Genomic DNA, 12368 nt, shown 5'->3' on the forward strand with positions numbered 1-12368 from the left:
ACCATCTTCTTGCGTCATTTACCGCTTCTGCGCTTTCCCTGCTTTCCATCTCTACGCATACGCAGCCATTTTTCCTTGCCTCTTCAAGCTGTTCAATAGACTCATCTACTATAGTGGGCACATTGAAATTTAACTCGCTCTTGCCTTGAGATAAAACATTATGCATCGGATACTCAAACCTTTTTCCGTTCTTTAGGTCAACATCATCAATGATTGCTGTCGGATAAACCAGATCATTCCTCTGCAGTTTATCATCTAAGCCGCCTACACGTCCAAACATGAATAAATCAATTTCTAGTTTTTTGCCTTCGTTTTCAGCCAGTGCTGCATATTCCCGAAGCATCTTATAGATGATATGTTTTGCCTGATCAGCATAAACAGGACCTATGTTCAGTATCTTCTCGCCTTTTATTTCAGCTATCTGGGCATCCAAATATTCGCTTTGGCCTTTTGCAATAATCTTGGTCGCTCTTGCTATGGCATCTATTGATCCAAAAATGATTTTTCTTATATCTTTGATATCACAACTTGGGAATACTATCCTGTCCTCATATTTTTCTGAAGGAACAAACAAGCCAGCTACAAAATCATAGGCGTGGTTTTCATAGTAAATGTTTGCATCTCTTTCATTATTGTTTAAATGGTGAATTTCAAATGCCATATTTTTTCCGCTAACTGCAATATACTCTTCAATCAGCCGCCTGTACCTCTCTCCTCTTCCAAATCCGCTGTATTGAGGAATAAGCAATGTTCCTTTTCCTGAAGAAGGCCTGTAAAAATAGATAGGCTCGCGCCCATTCTCCTGAACAACTCTTTCAAAATCACCGTGATCTCTGCGAATGGCCTGTTCCAGCGACGAAGGCAGAATTCCGTTATAAAGCTCAATTTTTCCGATATCCTCGGGAGCCAAGTTTCTGCCAAAAAGCCTTGTTTCAGCATACTTGATCAATTTTCCTTTTGTGAATATTGAGATCATTTTTGTTTACCGCCTTTAAAACTTCTCCAATTCATACTCATAGGTTGATTTTCCCATAGCCTTCATTTGATCTATTTCCCTCAATGATTGAGCTCCACCACCTATTCTTACTAAAGCATCTAATCCATTTTCATGAGGGTGGTGAGGTATTTTAGTGCCGTGTACAAAAGCTTGGCTTTCATCCCCCCAATTCTCACCAACAATTATTGGCTGTTCGTCAGTAGGGAACCATTCAAAATCATAAGCTTTCTTGCAACCAACACCAGCAGTCTTCCAACCCCTCCTCTTAGCTTCTTCATAAGCTAATTTAAGAACACCGACGTTAGTTACTCCTGCAACAACAGTTATTTCGTGATTTGGAAAATCTTGTATAATTAAATTATAAGCATCTATAATACAATCTAATGCTTTTTTTTCATCAAATCTTGTAGGTGGACAGTAACCCGCTACACCCAAACGTAATTTATTCATTGATCATCACCTTCAAAATATGTTCTTAAAGCCTCTTCAATAACATGGCTTTTGCTCCTGAAAAGCCTGTTTTTAGCCATAGTATCATTTATTTCAAGAATCAGATCCTGCTCTATTGTTACGCTTAACTTATGCCTCATATGGTAGTATGATGCACTCATCATTTATAAATCTTTCTATTTTTAACTACTATTTAGTGATTTCAAATAAGAAGCAAGGTTTAAATATTACTGTAGTCATCACACTATCAATGGAAGAATTAAAGAAAGACAGGTTCTATATTGCAGTAGATGCTGTAATCTTCACCATACTGGATAAGGAGCTCAAGATCCTCCTGATAAAAAGAAAAAACGACCCTTTCAAAGGCAGATACGCCCTGCCTGGCGGGTTTGTTGAACTGGATGAAAATCTTGAAGATGCTGCAAGGCGCGAGCTGGAAGAAGAAACAGGAGTTAAGAATATTTTCCTGAAAAAGCTCCATGCTTTTGGCGATGTTGGCAGGGATCCCCGCGGCAGGGTCATTACAATCCCTTTTCTCGCTTTAATAGATGGCGATAAAATAAAATTTCATTCGACATCTGATGCGGAATTGGCAAGATGGCATTCTGTTTATGATCTGCCTGACCTGGCATTCGACCATAAAAAAATCATCGAAGACGCGCTGCAGCATTTAAGGTTTGAAATGCAGAATACAAACATTGCATTCCAGATGATGCCTGAGAAGTTTACTTTGACAGAACTGCAGCAGGCGCATGAAATAGTGCTGGATAAAAAGACCGATAAGAGGAATTTCAGGAAGAAAATCAGCGAGTTAGGAATATTAAAGGGGCTGCCGGAAACAAAAATGGAAGGAGCTCACCGCCCGGCAAAGATTTATTCTTTTAAATTAAAGGGATATAGGATGCTGTAATTATATTGCTTAAATAAGAACGCATTCGTTTTGCTGTTTTTTATACGGCGGTGTTATAGTTATGCTGCCAATAGCACTCCTAAGATTTCCCTTTTTATCTTCAATAGTGATTCTGACTTCATGCTCTCCTATCTGTAAAGAATACAGCTCTTGTGCAGAGAGTCCAAAATAACCTACCAGCCCGTTTACTCTTTTTAGATCTTTCTTATTTTCTATACGTATGTTGCCATCAGAGGCGAATTCATCTAATGTGCCATTAATGTATGTTTTATCATCAATTTTTATTGTTAATCTGTCAATAAAATCCTCATCTTTGGCTTTAAAAAAAACAAAAATCTCTTCTTTAGCATCTTTGAACTTCATTCTCACATAGTTGTTTTTTCTATATCCATGATCATAAAAGTTATAACATGTGAGTGCGGCAATAAGAGCGCAAGATAAGATATCCATTTTTTTCATAAATAGTGTAACTTGATGGTGGTATATAAATCTTTTGAATTATTTTTGCTGCAAAGCCATTTTTAATTTTATTCTTGACATATATTCTGCAGTATAGAAATATTTATATACTTATTAGTGTATATCATACACTAAGAGATAAAAGCTCAGTTATTTTTTCATCATAGTAAGTGTATAAAATACAATAAGTAAAAACAAAATGAAAGAAAACAAAACAATGCTGACGGACCTGTACCAGCTGACAATGAACGCAGCTTATTTTGACAACAATAAAGATGATGCTGCAACATTTGACCTGTTCATAAGAAAACTTCCAAATGACTGGGGGTATTTCATAGCCAATGGAATTGAAGATGCTGTTGACTATTTAACAACCCTGAGATTTGAGGAAGACGATATAGCTTACTTAAGAGAACAAGGAATTTTCAATGAGGATTTTTTAGAGTTCTTAAAAGACTTCAGATTTGAGGGTGATGTTTACGCGGTAAAAGAAGGAACTCTGATATTCCCAAATGAGCCGGTATTAAGGGTAACTGCAAAAAGAACCCAGGCGCAGTTTGTTGAAAGCGCCTTGCTGAACATTATAAACTTTCAGACAATGATCGCAGCTAAAACAAACAGGGTTGTAAATGCTGCTAAAGGTGCAAAAGTTGTTGATTTTGGCTTAAGAAGGGCGCAAGAAGAAGATGCTGCAATAAAGGGAGCAAGAGCCGCTTATATCGCCGGAGCAATAGCAACTTCAAATGTCAAGGCTGGAAAAGAATATAAAATCCCTATAAATGGCACTCAGGCGCATAGCTTCGTCATGAGCTTTCCTGCTGAATTGGAATCATTCAGAGCTTATGCTAAAACATTTCCAAACAATCCAACTTTGCTTATTGATACCTATGACACATTGCAGGGAGCAAGAAATGCCGCAGTTGTTGCCAAGGAGTTAGAGCAGCAGGGCAAGAAGCTTGGGGCAGTAAGGCTTGACAGCGGAGATTTGGCAGACTTATCAAAAAAAGCAAGAGCAATCCTTGATGAGCAAGGCCTTGATTATGTCAGAATAGTTGCAAGCAATGACCTCAATGAGTACAAAATAGATGATTTAGTGAAAGCAGGAGCTCCAATTAATGGCTATGGCGTTGGCACAGAAATGATAACTGCTAAGCCAATCGCCGCAATTCCTGGCGTCTATAAGCTGGTAGAAGATGATGATGGGGCAAAGATCAAATTAAGCAATGAAAAAAGAACTTTGCCTGGAAAGAAGCAAATCTATAGAATAGAAAATAAGGGAAAATATGAAAAAGACATAATTGCTTTAGAAACTGAAAAAATAGAAGGAAAACCCTTGCTGGAAAAAGCAGTTCTTAATGGCCGGAGAGTTAGGGAAAGAAGAGGCCTAAAAGAAACAAGGCAATACTGCTTAGAAGAAGTTGCAAAACTTCCTGATGAATTAAAACAAGTTAGAGTTGATCAACAATACACTATCGAGTTAGCTCCAGCTCTAAACAATTTAGTGGAGCAATTGACAAAACAATATGGAGGCGGGTAAAATGGACCAAGAACGAACAGGGGCAATTGTTGAAGATGAGCAGGGCAGAATGCATCTCTTGCTGCAGGAAAGAAAATATGCAGAAGACGATCAAATCAGGCAATTTGATGCCGTAACTTTAGACGTGCCTTTAGAAGATCAACAAGCAAAGCCCCAGTATTACATTTTGAGGGTAATTGAGCAAAAGAAAGAGCAGGATTACCAGAGAAGGTGGGTGAGATGAGAAAGGCGGGCAAGATGAGAATATTCTATGATATAGATACGCAACACGATTTCATGAGTAAATTTGGAGCATTATACATTCCTGATGCAGAGTTGATTAAGCCAAATTTAAAGAAATTGACAGAACATGCAAAAGCACATGGAATACCTGTAATAGGCTCTGTTGACAGGCATTTTGGAACAGAGGAATACAAAGACAGGGAAGGAGAACTGCAAAGATGGGGCGGACCTTTCCCAGACCATTGCATGGCCAAAACAGGCGGTGAAACAAAAATAGGAGAGACCTTGCTATATACGATAGGGTCCGGTAAACCTGCGGATTCAGCGATGACTGATAGGTATGGAGATAGAAGCATCTATATTCCGCATTTGTCAGAATCAATGGATGTTTGGGGTCAAACAGAATGGGCATTTAAAGTCGAGTGGTTTTCAATAAGATTTCAAAAAACTGAGGAAGAAGGTCACATATTTATCCCAACCTATTTTGAGAAACAAGCATATGACATATTCACAAATCCTGCACTTGGGCATGTCTTACATATAGAAAAACCAAAAGAAGCAATAGTCTACGGAGTTGCAACTGATTATTGCGTGAAGGCAGCAGTTCTAGGAATACAGCAAAGAGGGATTCAATGCTATGTTGTTGAAGATGCAATCAAGGGAGTTGATCCAAAAACAACTGAAGCAGCTATTGAAGAAATGAAAAAAGCAGGGGCCAAATTCATCAATACAAAAAAAGTTTTGGAGGAGATTGTAAGATAAAGGTGTTTAACATGGAAGTGCAAACATACAGCATCGTCATAGGAACTGAGGCATGTAATGCAAGCTGCCCTTATTGCGTATCTAAAATGACCCCTCAGTTGGGTGTTGAAAATAAACACGTAGATGTTAACTGGAGAAATTTTGACATAGCAGCAAGATACGCTAAAGATTGTGGTGCATCCACTGTGCTTTTAACAGGAAAAGGAGAGCCAACCTTGTTTCCAGAGCTTATAACAGACTATATGAAACATTTGAAAGACTATAAATTCCCTTTTACCGAGCTTCAAACAAACGGCATAACTTTGGCAGAACCAGCTTATGACAAATACCTTAAAGAATGGTACGATCATGGCATGACCTTGGTAGCGATTTCAATAGCGCATTATGATGCAGAGAAAAACAGAGAAATCTATCTGCCAAAAAGAAAACAATATTTTGATTTAGAAGGTCTGATAAGCAAACTTCATTCGCAAAAATTTGGTGTAAGATTGTCATGCACGATGCTTAAAGAGTATATTGATGATATTACCGAATTAGAGGAATTAGTGCGGTTTGCAAAAAAGAATGATGTAGAGCAGCTGACACTAAGGCCAGTAAGAAAACCAGAGTCAAGCAGGAACGATGAAATTTCTGATTGGGTTGGCAAGCATGCTGTTGATAATGATGCCCTTAAACGCATAAAAGATCATCTTGATACAAATGCCACTCTGCTCATGGAGCTTGCGCATGGCGCTGCAGTGTACGATCTTGGCGGCCAGAATATATGCTTTACTGATGCGCTAACAATTGACCCGAAATCAAGCCAGATCAGGCAGCTAATATTTTTTCCTGACGGCCATCTTAGGTATGATTGGCAATACCAGGGGGCGATCTTGCTATGAAACAATTAAAAACAATGAAAGCAGTATATAGCTATTATTTTCCAGAAGTTAAAAGATTAATAGATGATTTAATTATTGATTATCCTCATGAAATGTTTTTGACGTCAAGCAATGTTGACTTAGATTATTTTCATGAGCCTGTCATTGAAAAATTATTAAAGTTTTATGCAAATGTTGTACCTGATTTAAAAAACTTTGAATTTAGCTACCCCACTTCCGGCTCAAGCGAAGGCATTAGAGAGTATTTAACTTTATTGCAATCTAAAGGAGTTAATCAAATTTATGTGCTGAAAGGCGAATATGAGGGCTTCAAAGAAACTGCTAAAACCAGAAATATCGCTGCTGTTGAAATTGATTTAGAAAAAATATCGCCATCTAGACTGGAAAAAGGATTATGGTTTATATCCAACCCTTCGGCTAGGGATGGCAATATAATTCCTAACAAAACGATAATGGAAATATGCGACTCGGGGCACAAAATATTTTACGATCTATCTTATGCAGGTTCCACTACGCAGTATGAATTTGGCATTAATCATAAAAATGTAGAAGCCGCCGCGATATCGTTGAGCAAGCCATTTGGATTATTCCGCTATAGAGTGGGATTTACTTTTAGCAGAAATGAGATTCCCTCACTTTACTCCAATAAATGGTTTAAAAGTATTCCTGCCCTTTTAATCGCAGAAAGGATTTTTGATAATATGAAGATTGATGAATTATACGCTAAATACAGGCCAGTTCAGAAAAAAATTATTGAAGAGATCAATGACGAGTTTAAGCTAGCTATACAACCTAGCGATGCAATACTTTTAGGCTACTTGCCAAAAGATGACGCCGCCAAGCTTAATCCAACTTTACAGGAATTAATAGCTCCTTTTGAGAGAGGCGATAATTATAGGTTTTGTTTGACTCCGTATTATGAGGAAAAAGAAAGAGGATGATGAAAAATGAAAATCGCACTAGCGCAGATGGAAGTTATTCCAAACAGGCCAGATAAGAATCTGGAAACCATGATAAGGATGATTGAAGAGGCCAAGCAAAAGAAAGTTGATCTGATTGCATTCCCGGAAATGTGCATTGGCGGCTACTTATTGGGAGATATGTGGCTGAATGACGATTTCTGCAAGGATTTGATGGAATATAATGAAGAGATCAGAAAAGCAAGCAGCGGCATAGCAATAGCTTTCGGAAATATTTTCCTTGATGAGCATATTAATGACAGGGTTAAAGATAGCGCACTTCACCCAAATAAAGATGGCAGAATAAGGAGATATAATGCGGTTTATGTTGTACAAAATCAGGAATATGTTGAAAGAGCAAGGGAAACAAAGATTTTACCTAAAGGTGCAGAGCCCAAAACACTGCTGCCTAATTACAGGATCTTTGATGATGAAAGATATTTCTTTTCGCTGGAAGACATTGCAAAGGACTTTAATGTGGGCCTTGAATCTTTGAAACAGCCTTTCCTGATAGAACTCAATGGCAAAAAGGTTCCAATAGGGTTTGAGCTTTGCGAAGATTTATGGTGCGAAGATTATAGAAGAAAAGGAAAAGCGCAAAACCCTACAAAAATGCTGATCGATAATGGCGCAGATTTAATGGTTAATTTATCGGCATCGCCATGGACGCATGGGAAGAACAGCGCAAGGGACAGGCGGGTTCAGTTCTTAAAGCAGGAATCAGGAAATGGCTTTGTTCCTTTTCTCTATGTTAACTGCATTGGTGTCCAGAATAATGGAAAAAACCTTGTTACTTTTGATGGCGGATCAACTGCATACAATGCTGATGGTAAGCCAATTATGCTGAGCAAAGAAGCATACAAAGAAGAGCTGATGATTATTGGCTGCTTTGATGCAAAAGAAGTTGAAAGAAAAGAAGAGCCAAAGATAGCGCAAAAATACAAGGCAATAGTGGAAGGAATAAGGCACGTGAAAGATCTTTTTGGGCGAGAAGAGCATCCAAGGCATGTAATTGGCTTAAGCGGAGGAATTGACAGCGCTGTAGTTGCTGCATTATTAACGCAGGCAGTTGGCAGGGAAAATGTTTGCGCAGTTAATATGCCTACAAAGTATAATTCTGAAAAAACAAAACAAACAGCAGAAAGAGTCGCTGAAAGCCTGGGAATTGCATATATGCAGCTTCCAATAGAAGAAATTGTAAAATTAAATGAAGCTCTTCTTGAGAATATAGAAGCCGATGGAAAAGCCAAGCTATCAACATTAAACAAGGAAAATATTCAGGCAAAGATAAGGGGAACTTCGATATTATCAAATCTTGCCTCAAAATATGGTGCATTGTTTACGTGCAACGGCAATAAACTGGAAATTGCTGTTGGCTACGTTACCCTTTATGGCGATGTTGGCGGAGCTTATGCCCCAATAGGAGACCTGACCAAAGCAGAGATAGTTGAACTTGCCAAATACATCAATAAAGAAGTATTCAAGAAAGAAGTAATCCCGGAAATACTCATTCCGGATGATCTATTCAGATTTAGAAAAGAGCAGATACAGCCAAGCGCAGAATTAGAGTACAACCAAGTTGATCCTATGAAATTCGGCTATCATTGTGCATTGCTGGAGGCATTTACGGATTATAAAAAGAAGACTCCGGAAGATGCACTCAGGTGGTATATTGCCGGCGTTCTTGAAAAGAATCTTGGAATAAGCGCCGAGATGATTAAGAGGTATGGTGTTGATGATCCTAGGAAATTTGTTGAAGACATGGAGTGGCTCGTCAGCGGCATTCAAAAAAATGTTTTCAAGCGCATTCAGTCGCCGCCGATTATACTGACAAGCAAGTCTGCCTATGGCTATGACATCAGGGAAAGTATGATTCCCTTCAGGCAAACAAAAGAATATGATAGGTTGAGGGAACACATATTGGGGATGAAAAAATATCAGACCAGTGGCGAATAAAAAATGAAAGCGTTAGTTATCGGAAGATTCCAGCCAGTGCACAAAGGCCACATAGCATTGATCGAGGATGTTGATGCCCTTAAGCTAGAAAAAATAATCCTGGGAATAGGCGAAGAAGGAAAAAATAGAACGCCAAAGAATCCCTTTTATTTTGATGAAATCAGGGCAATGTGGCTGCCTAACCTGGAAAAGCTGATAACGCCAGTTGAGATGTACAAAATACCTGACATAAATAACAACGAAGATTACGCAAACTATGTTGAAAAAATAACTGGCTGCAATGAAGAAGATACAATCATTGTATCTGGCAATGCCCATACATTGGGCTGCTTTACTAATTACGGTAAAAATTACAGAGCATATATGCCGCAAAGATCTGATAATGGCGATGGCCGCCTTTGCGGAACAAAAATCCGGGAGAGGGTTAAAGCAGGCGGCCCATGGCAGACTTATGTTCCTGAATCAACAATGGCTGTTATTGAAAAAATAAACGGAGCAGACATTATAAAATATACTGGTGGTGAAAATGCCAACTGAAAAAATACGCAAGAGCAAAGAAACTGCAAAAGCATGGTTCAAGGTGCGGTTAAAATGAAAGGCCTGTCAATGCTCGGTAAAAATGATGAGCTTATTTATGATGGCCACGTAAAGCTGGTAAGAAGAAAATATGACGGCCGCCATTATGATGTTGTTGTTTCAAAAAACGCCTGCGCCATAATGTACATTGACCAGGAAGATTTTGTTTGGCTTGTTAAGCAATACAGGATTCCTGTAGCTAAAGAAATAATTGAGCTTCCAGCAGAGACCATGGATAAGCCAGGCAAATCCTCTTTGGATGTTATTGTTGAAGGATTAGAAGAGGAATGCGGAATAAGGATAGACCAAAAACAAGTCCGTTTTTTTGCAACAATTGGCTCAAGTGAAGGCCACGATACTGAAATGGTTGATTTGTATTACGCCTATGGCCAGCATACAAAAACAAATCAAAAGCTGGAAGACGCAGAAAAGATTGATGTTGTCAGGATTCCATTTTATCAGGCGTATAATATGATCGGCAGAGGCGAAATTCAGGGATCAAAAACTGTCGCTTTGCTGCAAAACGAATATATAAAAAGACTGGAGAAAGATTAAAAATAATTATAAAACGTTTATTTTTATAAAATATATACGAGATAATGGTCATTTACAAACAGGATGAAAACTTCCTGACATCTTAGAAAGGCAGAAATATTCGGGAACAGGCCAGACAACGCTGACAGTGTATTAATAAATTCTTGAGCACCGTAATGCCATCCAGTCTATGACTGGTGGATAGGTGCTCAACTATAATTATTTTACTTTAAGAAAATTCATCAGTGGAAAACGGGTTTCAATCCGTTCTACTGTTTATAAGCTTTTCGATTTATCACTACTTTTAAAATACGACAAAATAGGAAGATTTATAAATCAGTAATATAATCCAACATAAATGCAAGGCAAATTGACAAGTCAAGCAAAAGCTGAAGAGCAGCATACACTAAAAGTAAATCATTCTCAATTCTTCCTATTAGGCCCAGACTACAAACAAAGAGGATTTTTCAGCTATAGAGGCGAAAAAGCAGCTGGTGGCTTTGATGCATATGAATCCCGAACGAAGGAACCAAGAAAATGGAATGATCACCCTATATTTCCAACTCTGATCAGCGTTGAATATAGATTATTGGATGATGCAAGAACAGATGCAACTGATTTCTCAGTACCTGAAGACAGGACTGTAATACAACCACTCTATTTGGGACCCAAACACACAATAATACTCGAGATAATTGCTGCAAGTGCTTCAGAAATAAAGTTTGTAAATCGAACACACCAAGAAATAGCTCGGTTCGAGTAAACCTTTCTTTTACCTTATGTTGCTGTCAGAGTTTAATTTGCTCCATCATTTATGTCGTTACAAAAAAACCGAAAGATTTATATAGTTGTAAGTGTATATAATACACTAAGGCATAAGATGAGAGCTGCGATAGTGGATAAAGGAAGCAGTTTAGAAGAGCATAAGAGCACGATTTCTCTAATTGAAAGGCTGTTGAAAAAACACAGATCTTCTTACGAGATAATAGCCAAAGACGAGTTAAAGAAAAATCTGGATGATTTTGATCTGGTAATGGGGAGACGGAACATTGCTCTATGCAGCATCTTTTATTGACTCTGCTTTAGTGCTGGCTGTTAACTCTGCTCCGCAGCATAGTGTTGGCAGCTTGACATCCGCTAATGCATCTGATTTAGAAGAGAAATTAGGCAGATTTTACAAAGGTGATTTTTCTGTATTGAGCAGAACAAGACTGAATGTCGAAATTAATTCAAAACACGCAGGATTGGCTTTAAATGATGTTTACATAGGAAGCATAAAGCCTTTTGGAATAGCTGCAAGATATGCAATAAAGGTTGATGGCAAAGAAGAAGAGCAAAAAAGCTCGGGCATTATTGTTTCGACCGGAACCGGATCAACAGCAATGTTCAAGCATTTTGGAAAAGCATTTAAAGCATATGCTTGTTATGCCAAATATGCTGTCAGTTTTCCTATTGGAAAGTATGAGCTTATCAGCGGGAAAGTTAAGGAAATAACAGTAATTTCAGGCATGACTAAAAACGATTTGTTAACAATTGATGGATGGACAGATTTTAATTATGGCCATAAATCTGTAATAAGAGTCAGCATTGCAGACAAGCCGTTAAGGACAATAGAGTTTGGTTAAAATGGATGAAAAAACATTAATCCAAAAAATAAACAAATTGAAGAAAAAGAAAGATGCAGTTATACTGGTCCATAATTACCAGCGGCCGGAAATCTACAAAGTGGCTGATTTTATCGGCGACTCGCTTGAACTCAGCAGAAAAGCAGCTGAGACTGATGCGAAGATCATTGTATTCTGCGGAGTTGATTTCATGGCAGAATCCGCAAAAATACTGAATCCTGAAAAGAAAGTGCTGCTGCCTGCTTTGGAGGCAAAATGCCCGATGGCTGCAATGGTTACAGCAGAAGAATTGCTGAAAGAAAAAAGCAAATATAAAGATGCAGCAGTTGTTTCGTACATAAACACAACAGCAGAAGTAAAGGCAGTCTCGGATATTTGCTGCACTTCTTCAAATGCAGTCAAGGTTGTTAACTCGCTTAAAGAAAAAAACATTATTTTTGTTCCTGACAGGAATCTCGCAGATTACGCTGCAAGATTTACAAACAAAAAAATAATTCCGT

Annotated in this window: 17 protein-coding genes; 13 read left to right on the plus strand and 4 right to left on the minus strand. The window is 38.2% G+C overall.

Annotated elements, in window-relative coordinates; translation table 11 throughout:
* The 3 genes from HYU07_05675 to HYU07_05685 all read right to left on the minus strand — a co-directional run.
* Nucleotides 1-976: hypothetical protein (locus HYU07_05675; protein MBI2129699.1), on the minus strand; the 976-nt coding region annotated here is incomplete at its 3' end.
* Between the two features lie 15 nt (nt 977-991).
* The gene (locus HYU07_05680; protein ID MBI2129700.1) at nt 992-1447 is read right to left on the minus strand and encodes a hypothetical protein; all 456 of its coding nucleotides are present in this window, start codon (nt 1445-1447) and stop codon (nt 992-994) included.
* Entirely contained in the window at nt 1444-1587 is a 144-nt protein-coding gene (locus HYU07_05685) for a hypothetical protein (protein ID MBI2129701.1), read from the minus strand. The genes HYU07_05680 and HYU07_05685 overlap by 4 nt, the downstream gene beginning before the upstream one ends.
* Before the next feature lie 110 nt (nt 1588-1697).
* Here HYU07_05685 and HYU07_05690 point away from each other — a divergent pair, with 110 nt between their 5' ends.
* Nucleotides 1698-2357: an NUDIX hydrolase gene (locus HYU07_05690; protein ID MBI2129702.1), complete on the plus strand. Its 660-nt coding sequence runs from the start codon at nt 1698-1700 to the stop codon at nt 2355-2357.
* A gap of 9 nt (nt 2358-2366) precedes the next feature.
* Here the strand turns inward: HYU07_05690 and HYU07_05695 are convergent, their stop codons facing one another.
* Nucleotides 2367-2816, minus strand: a complete 450-nt coding sequence (locus HYU07_05695; GenBank protein MBI2129703.1) for a hypothetical protein — start codon at nt 2814-2816, stop codon at nt 2367-2369.
* 199 nt (nt 2817-3015) lie between these two features.
* On the opposite strand from HYU07_05695, the gene HYU07_05700 reads away from it, so the two are divergent.
* The 12 genes from HYU07_05700 to HYU07_05755 all read left to right on the plus strand — a co-directional run.
* Entirely contained in the window at nt 3016-4353 is a 1338-nt protein-coding gene (locus HYU07_05700; GenBank protein ID MBI2129704.1) for a nicotinate phosphoribosyltransferase, read from the plus strand.
* A gap of 1 nt (nt 4354) precedes the next feature.
* A complete protein-coding gene (locus tag HYU07_05705; GenBank protein ID MBI2129705.1) occupies nt 4355-4576 on the plus strand; it encodes a hypothetical protein in 222 nt (73 codons plus the stop codon).
* Nucleotides 4573-5337, plus strand: coding sequence for a cysteine hydrolase (locus tag HYU07_05710; GenBank protein ID MBI2129706.1), 765 nt, complete (start codon nt 4573-4575; stop codon nt 5335-5337). The genes HYU07_05705 and HYU07_05710 overlap by 4 nt, the downstream gene beginning before the upstream one ends.
* An 11-nt stretch (nt 5338-5348) precedes the next feature.
* Nucleotides 5349-6218: a radical SAM protein gene (locus HYU07_05715; GenBank protein ID MBI2129707.1), complete on the plus strand. Its 870-nt coding sequence runs from the start codon at nt 5349-5351 to the stop codon at nt 6216-6218.
* Entirely contained in the window at nt 6215-7159 is a 945-nt protein-coding gene (locus HYU07_05720; GenBank protein ID MBI2129708.1) for an aminotransferase class I/II-fold pyridoxal phosphate-dependent enzyme, read from the plus strand. The genes HYU07_05715 and HYU07_05720 overlap by 4 nt, the downstream gene beginning before the upstream one ends.
* 6 nt (nt 7160-7165) lie before the next feature.
* Complete coding sequence (gene nadE / locus HYU07_05725) at nt 7166-9133, plus strand: NAD(+) synthase (protein ID MBI2129709.1); 1968 nt, start codon at nt 7166-7168, stop codon at nt 9131-9133.
* 3 nt (nt 9134-9136) lie between these two features.
* The gene (locus HYU07_05730) at nt 9137-9670 is read left to right on the plus strand and encodes an adenylyltransferase/cytidyltransferase family protein (protein MBI2129710.1); all 534 of its coding nucleotides are present in this window, start codon (nt 9137-9139) and stop codon (nt 9668-9670) included.
* A gap of 54 nt (nt 9671-9724) precedes the next feature.
* Nucleotides 9725-10264 (plus strand): NUDIX hydrolase, encoded by a 540-nt coding sequence (locus HYU07_05735; protein ID MBI2129711.1) that lies wholly within the window; start codon nt 9725-9727, stop codon nt 10262-10264.
* A gap of 337 nt (nt 10265-10601) precedes the next feature.
* Nucleotides 10602-11006: a hypothetical protein gene (locus tag HYU07_05740; protein ID MBI2129712.1), complete on the plus strand. Its 405-nt coding sequence runs from the start codon at nt 10602-10604 to the stop codon at nt 11004-11006.
* A gap of 117 nt (nt 11007-11123) precedes the next feature.
* Nucleotides 11124-11318 (plus strand): hypothetical protein, encoded by a 195-nt coding sequence (locus HYU07_05745; GenBank protein MBI2129713.1) that lies wholly within the window; start codon nt 11124-11126, stop codon nt 11316-11318.
* A complete protein-coding gene (locus HYU07_05750; GenBank protein MBI2129714.1) occupies nt 11293-11868 on the plus strand; it encodes an NAD(+)/NADH kinase in 576 nt (191 codons plus the stop codon). The genes HYU07_05745 and HYU07_05750 overlap by 26 nt, the downstream gene beginning before the upstream one ends.
* Nucleotide 11869: 1 nt before the next feature.
* Nucleotides 11870-12368, plus strand: a 499-nt coding sequence (locus HYU07_05755) for a quinolinate synthase NadA (protein MBI2129715.1), incomplete at its 3' end; no start/stop codon positions are given.

This window comes from Candidatus Woesearchaeota archaeon (assembly GCA_016180285.1).
In the GTDB taxonomy this organism is placed as follows: domain Archaea; phylum Nanobdellota; class Nanobdellia; order Woesearchaeales; family JACPBO01; genus JACPBO01.

Excerpts from the sequence above, each read along its gene's own strand:
- HYU07_05680 (MBI2129700.1), bottom strand. The coding sequence starts at position 1,447 with ATGAATAAATTACGTTTGGGTGTAGCGGGTTACTGTCCACCTACAAGA.
- HYU07_05685 (MBI2129701.1), bottom strand. The coding sequence starts at position 1,587 with ATGAGGCATAAGTTAAGCGTAACAATAGAGCAGGATCTGATTCTTGAA.
- HYU07_05690 (MBI2129702.1), top strand. The coding sequence starts at position 1,698 with ATGGAAGAATTAAAGAAAGACAGGTTCTATATTGCAGTAGATGCTGTA.
- HYU07_05695 (MBI2129703.1), bottom strand. The coding sequence starts at position 2,816 with ATGAAAAAAATGGATATCTTATCTTGCGCTCTTATTGCCGCACTCACA.
- HYU07_05700 (MBI2129704.1), top strand. The coding sequence starts at position 3,016 with ATGAAAGAAAACAAAACAATGCTGACGGACCTGTACCAGCTGACAATG.
- HYU07_05705 (MBI2129705.1), top strand. The coding sequence starts at position 4,355 with ATGGACCAAGAACGAACAGGGGCAATTGTTGAAGATGAGCAGGGCAGA.
- HYU07_05710 (MBI2129706.1), top strand. The coding sequence starts at position 4,573 with ATGAGAAAGGCGGGCAAGATGAGAATATTCTATGATATAGATACGCAA.
- HYU07_05715 (MBI2129707.1), top strand. The coding sequence starts at position 5,349 with ATGGAAGTGCAAACATACAGCATCGTCATAGGAACTGAGGCATGTAAT.
- HYU07_05720 (MBI2129708.1), top strand. The coding sequence starts at position 6,215 with ATGAAACAATTAAAAACAATGAAAGCAGTATATAGCTATTATTTTCCA.
- nadE (MBI2129709.1), top strand. The coding sequence starts at position 7,166 with ATGAAAATCGCACTAGCGCAGATGGAAGTTATTCCAAACAGGCCAGAT.
- HYU07_05730 (MBI2129710.1), top strand. The coding sequence starts at position 9,137 with ATGAAAGCGTTAGTTATCGGAAGATTCCAGCCAGTGCACAAAGGCCAC.
- HYU07_05735 (MBI2129711.1), top strand. The coding sequence starts at position 9,725 with ATGAAAGGCCTGTCAATGCTCGGTAAAAATGATGAGCTTATTTATGAT.
- HYU07_05740 (MBI2129712.1), top strand. The coding sequence starts at position 10,602 with ATGCAAGGCAAATTGACAAGTCAAGCAAAAGCTGAAGAGCAGCATACA.
- HYU07_05745 (MBI2129713.1), top strand. The coding sequence starts at position 11,124 with ATGAGAGCTGCGATAGTGGATAAAGGAAGCAGTTTAGAAGAGCATAAG.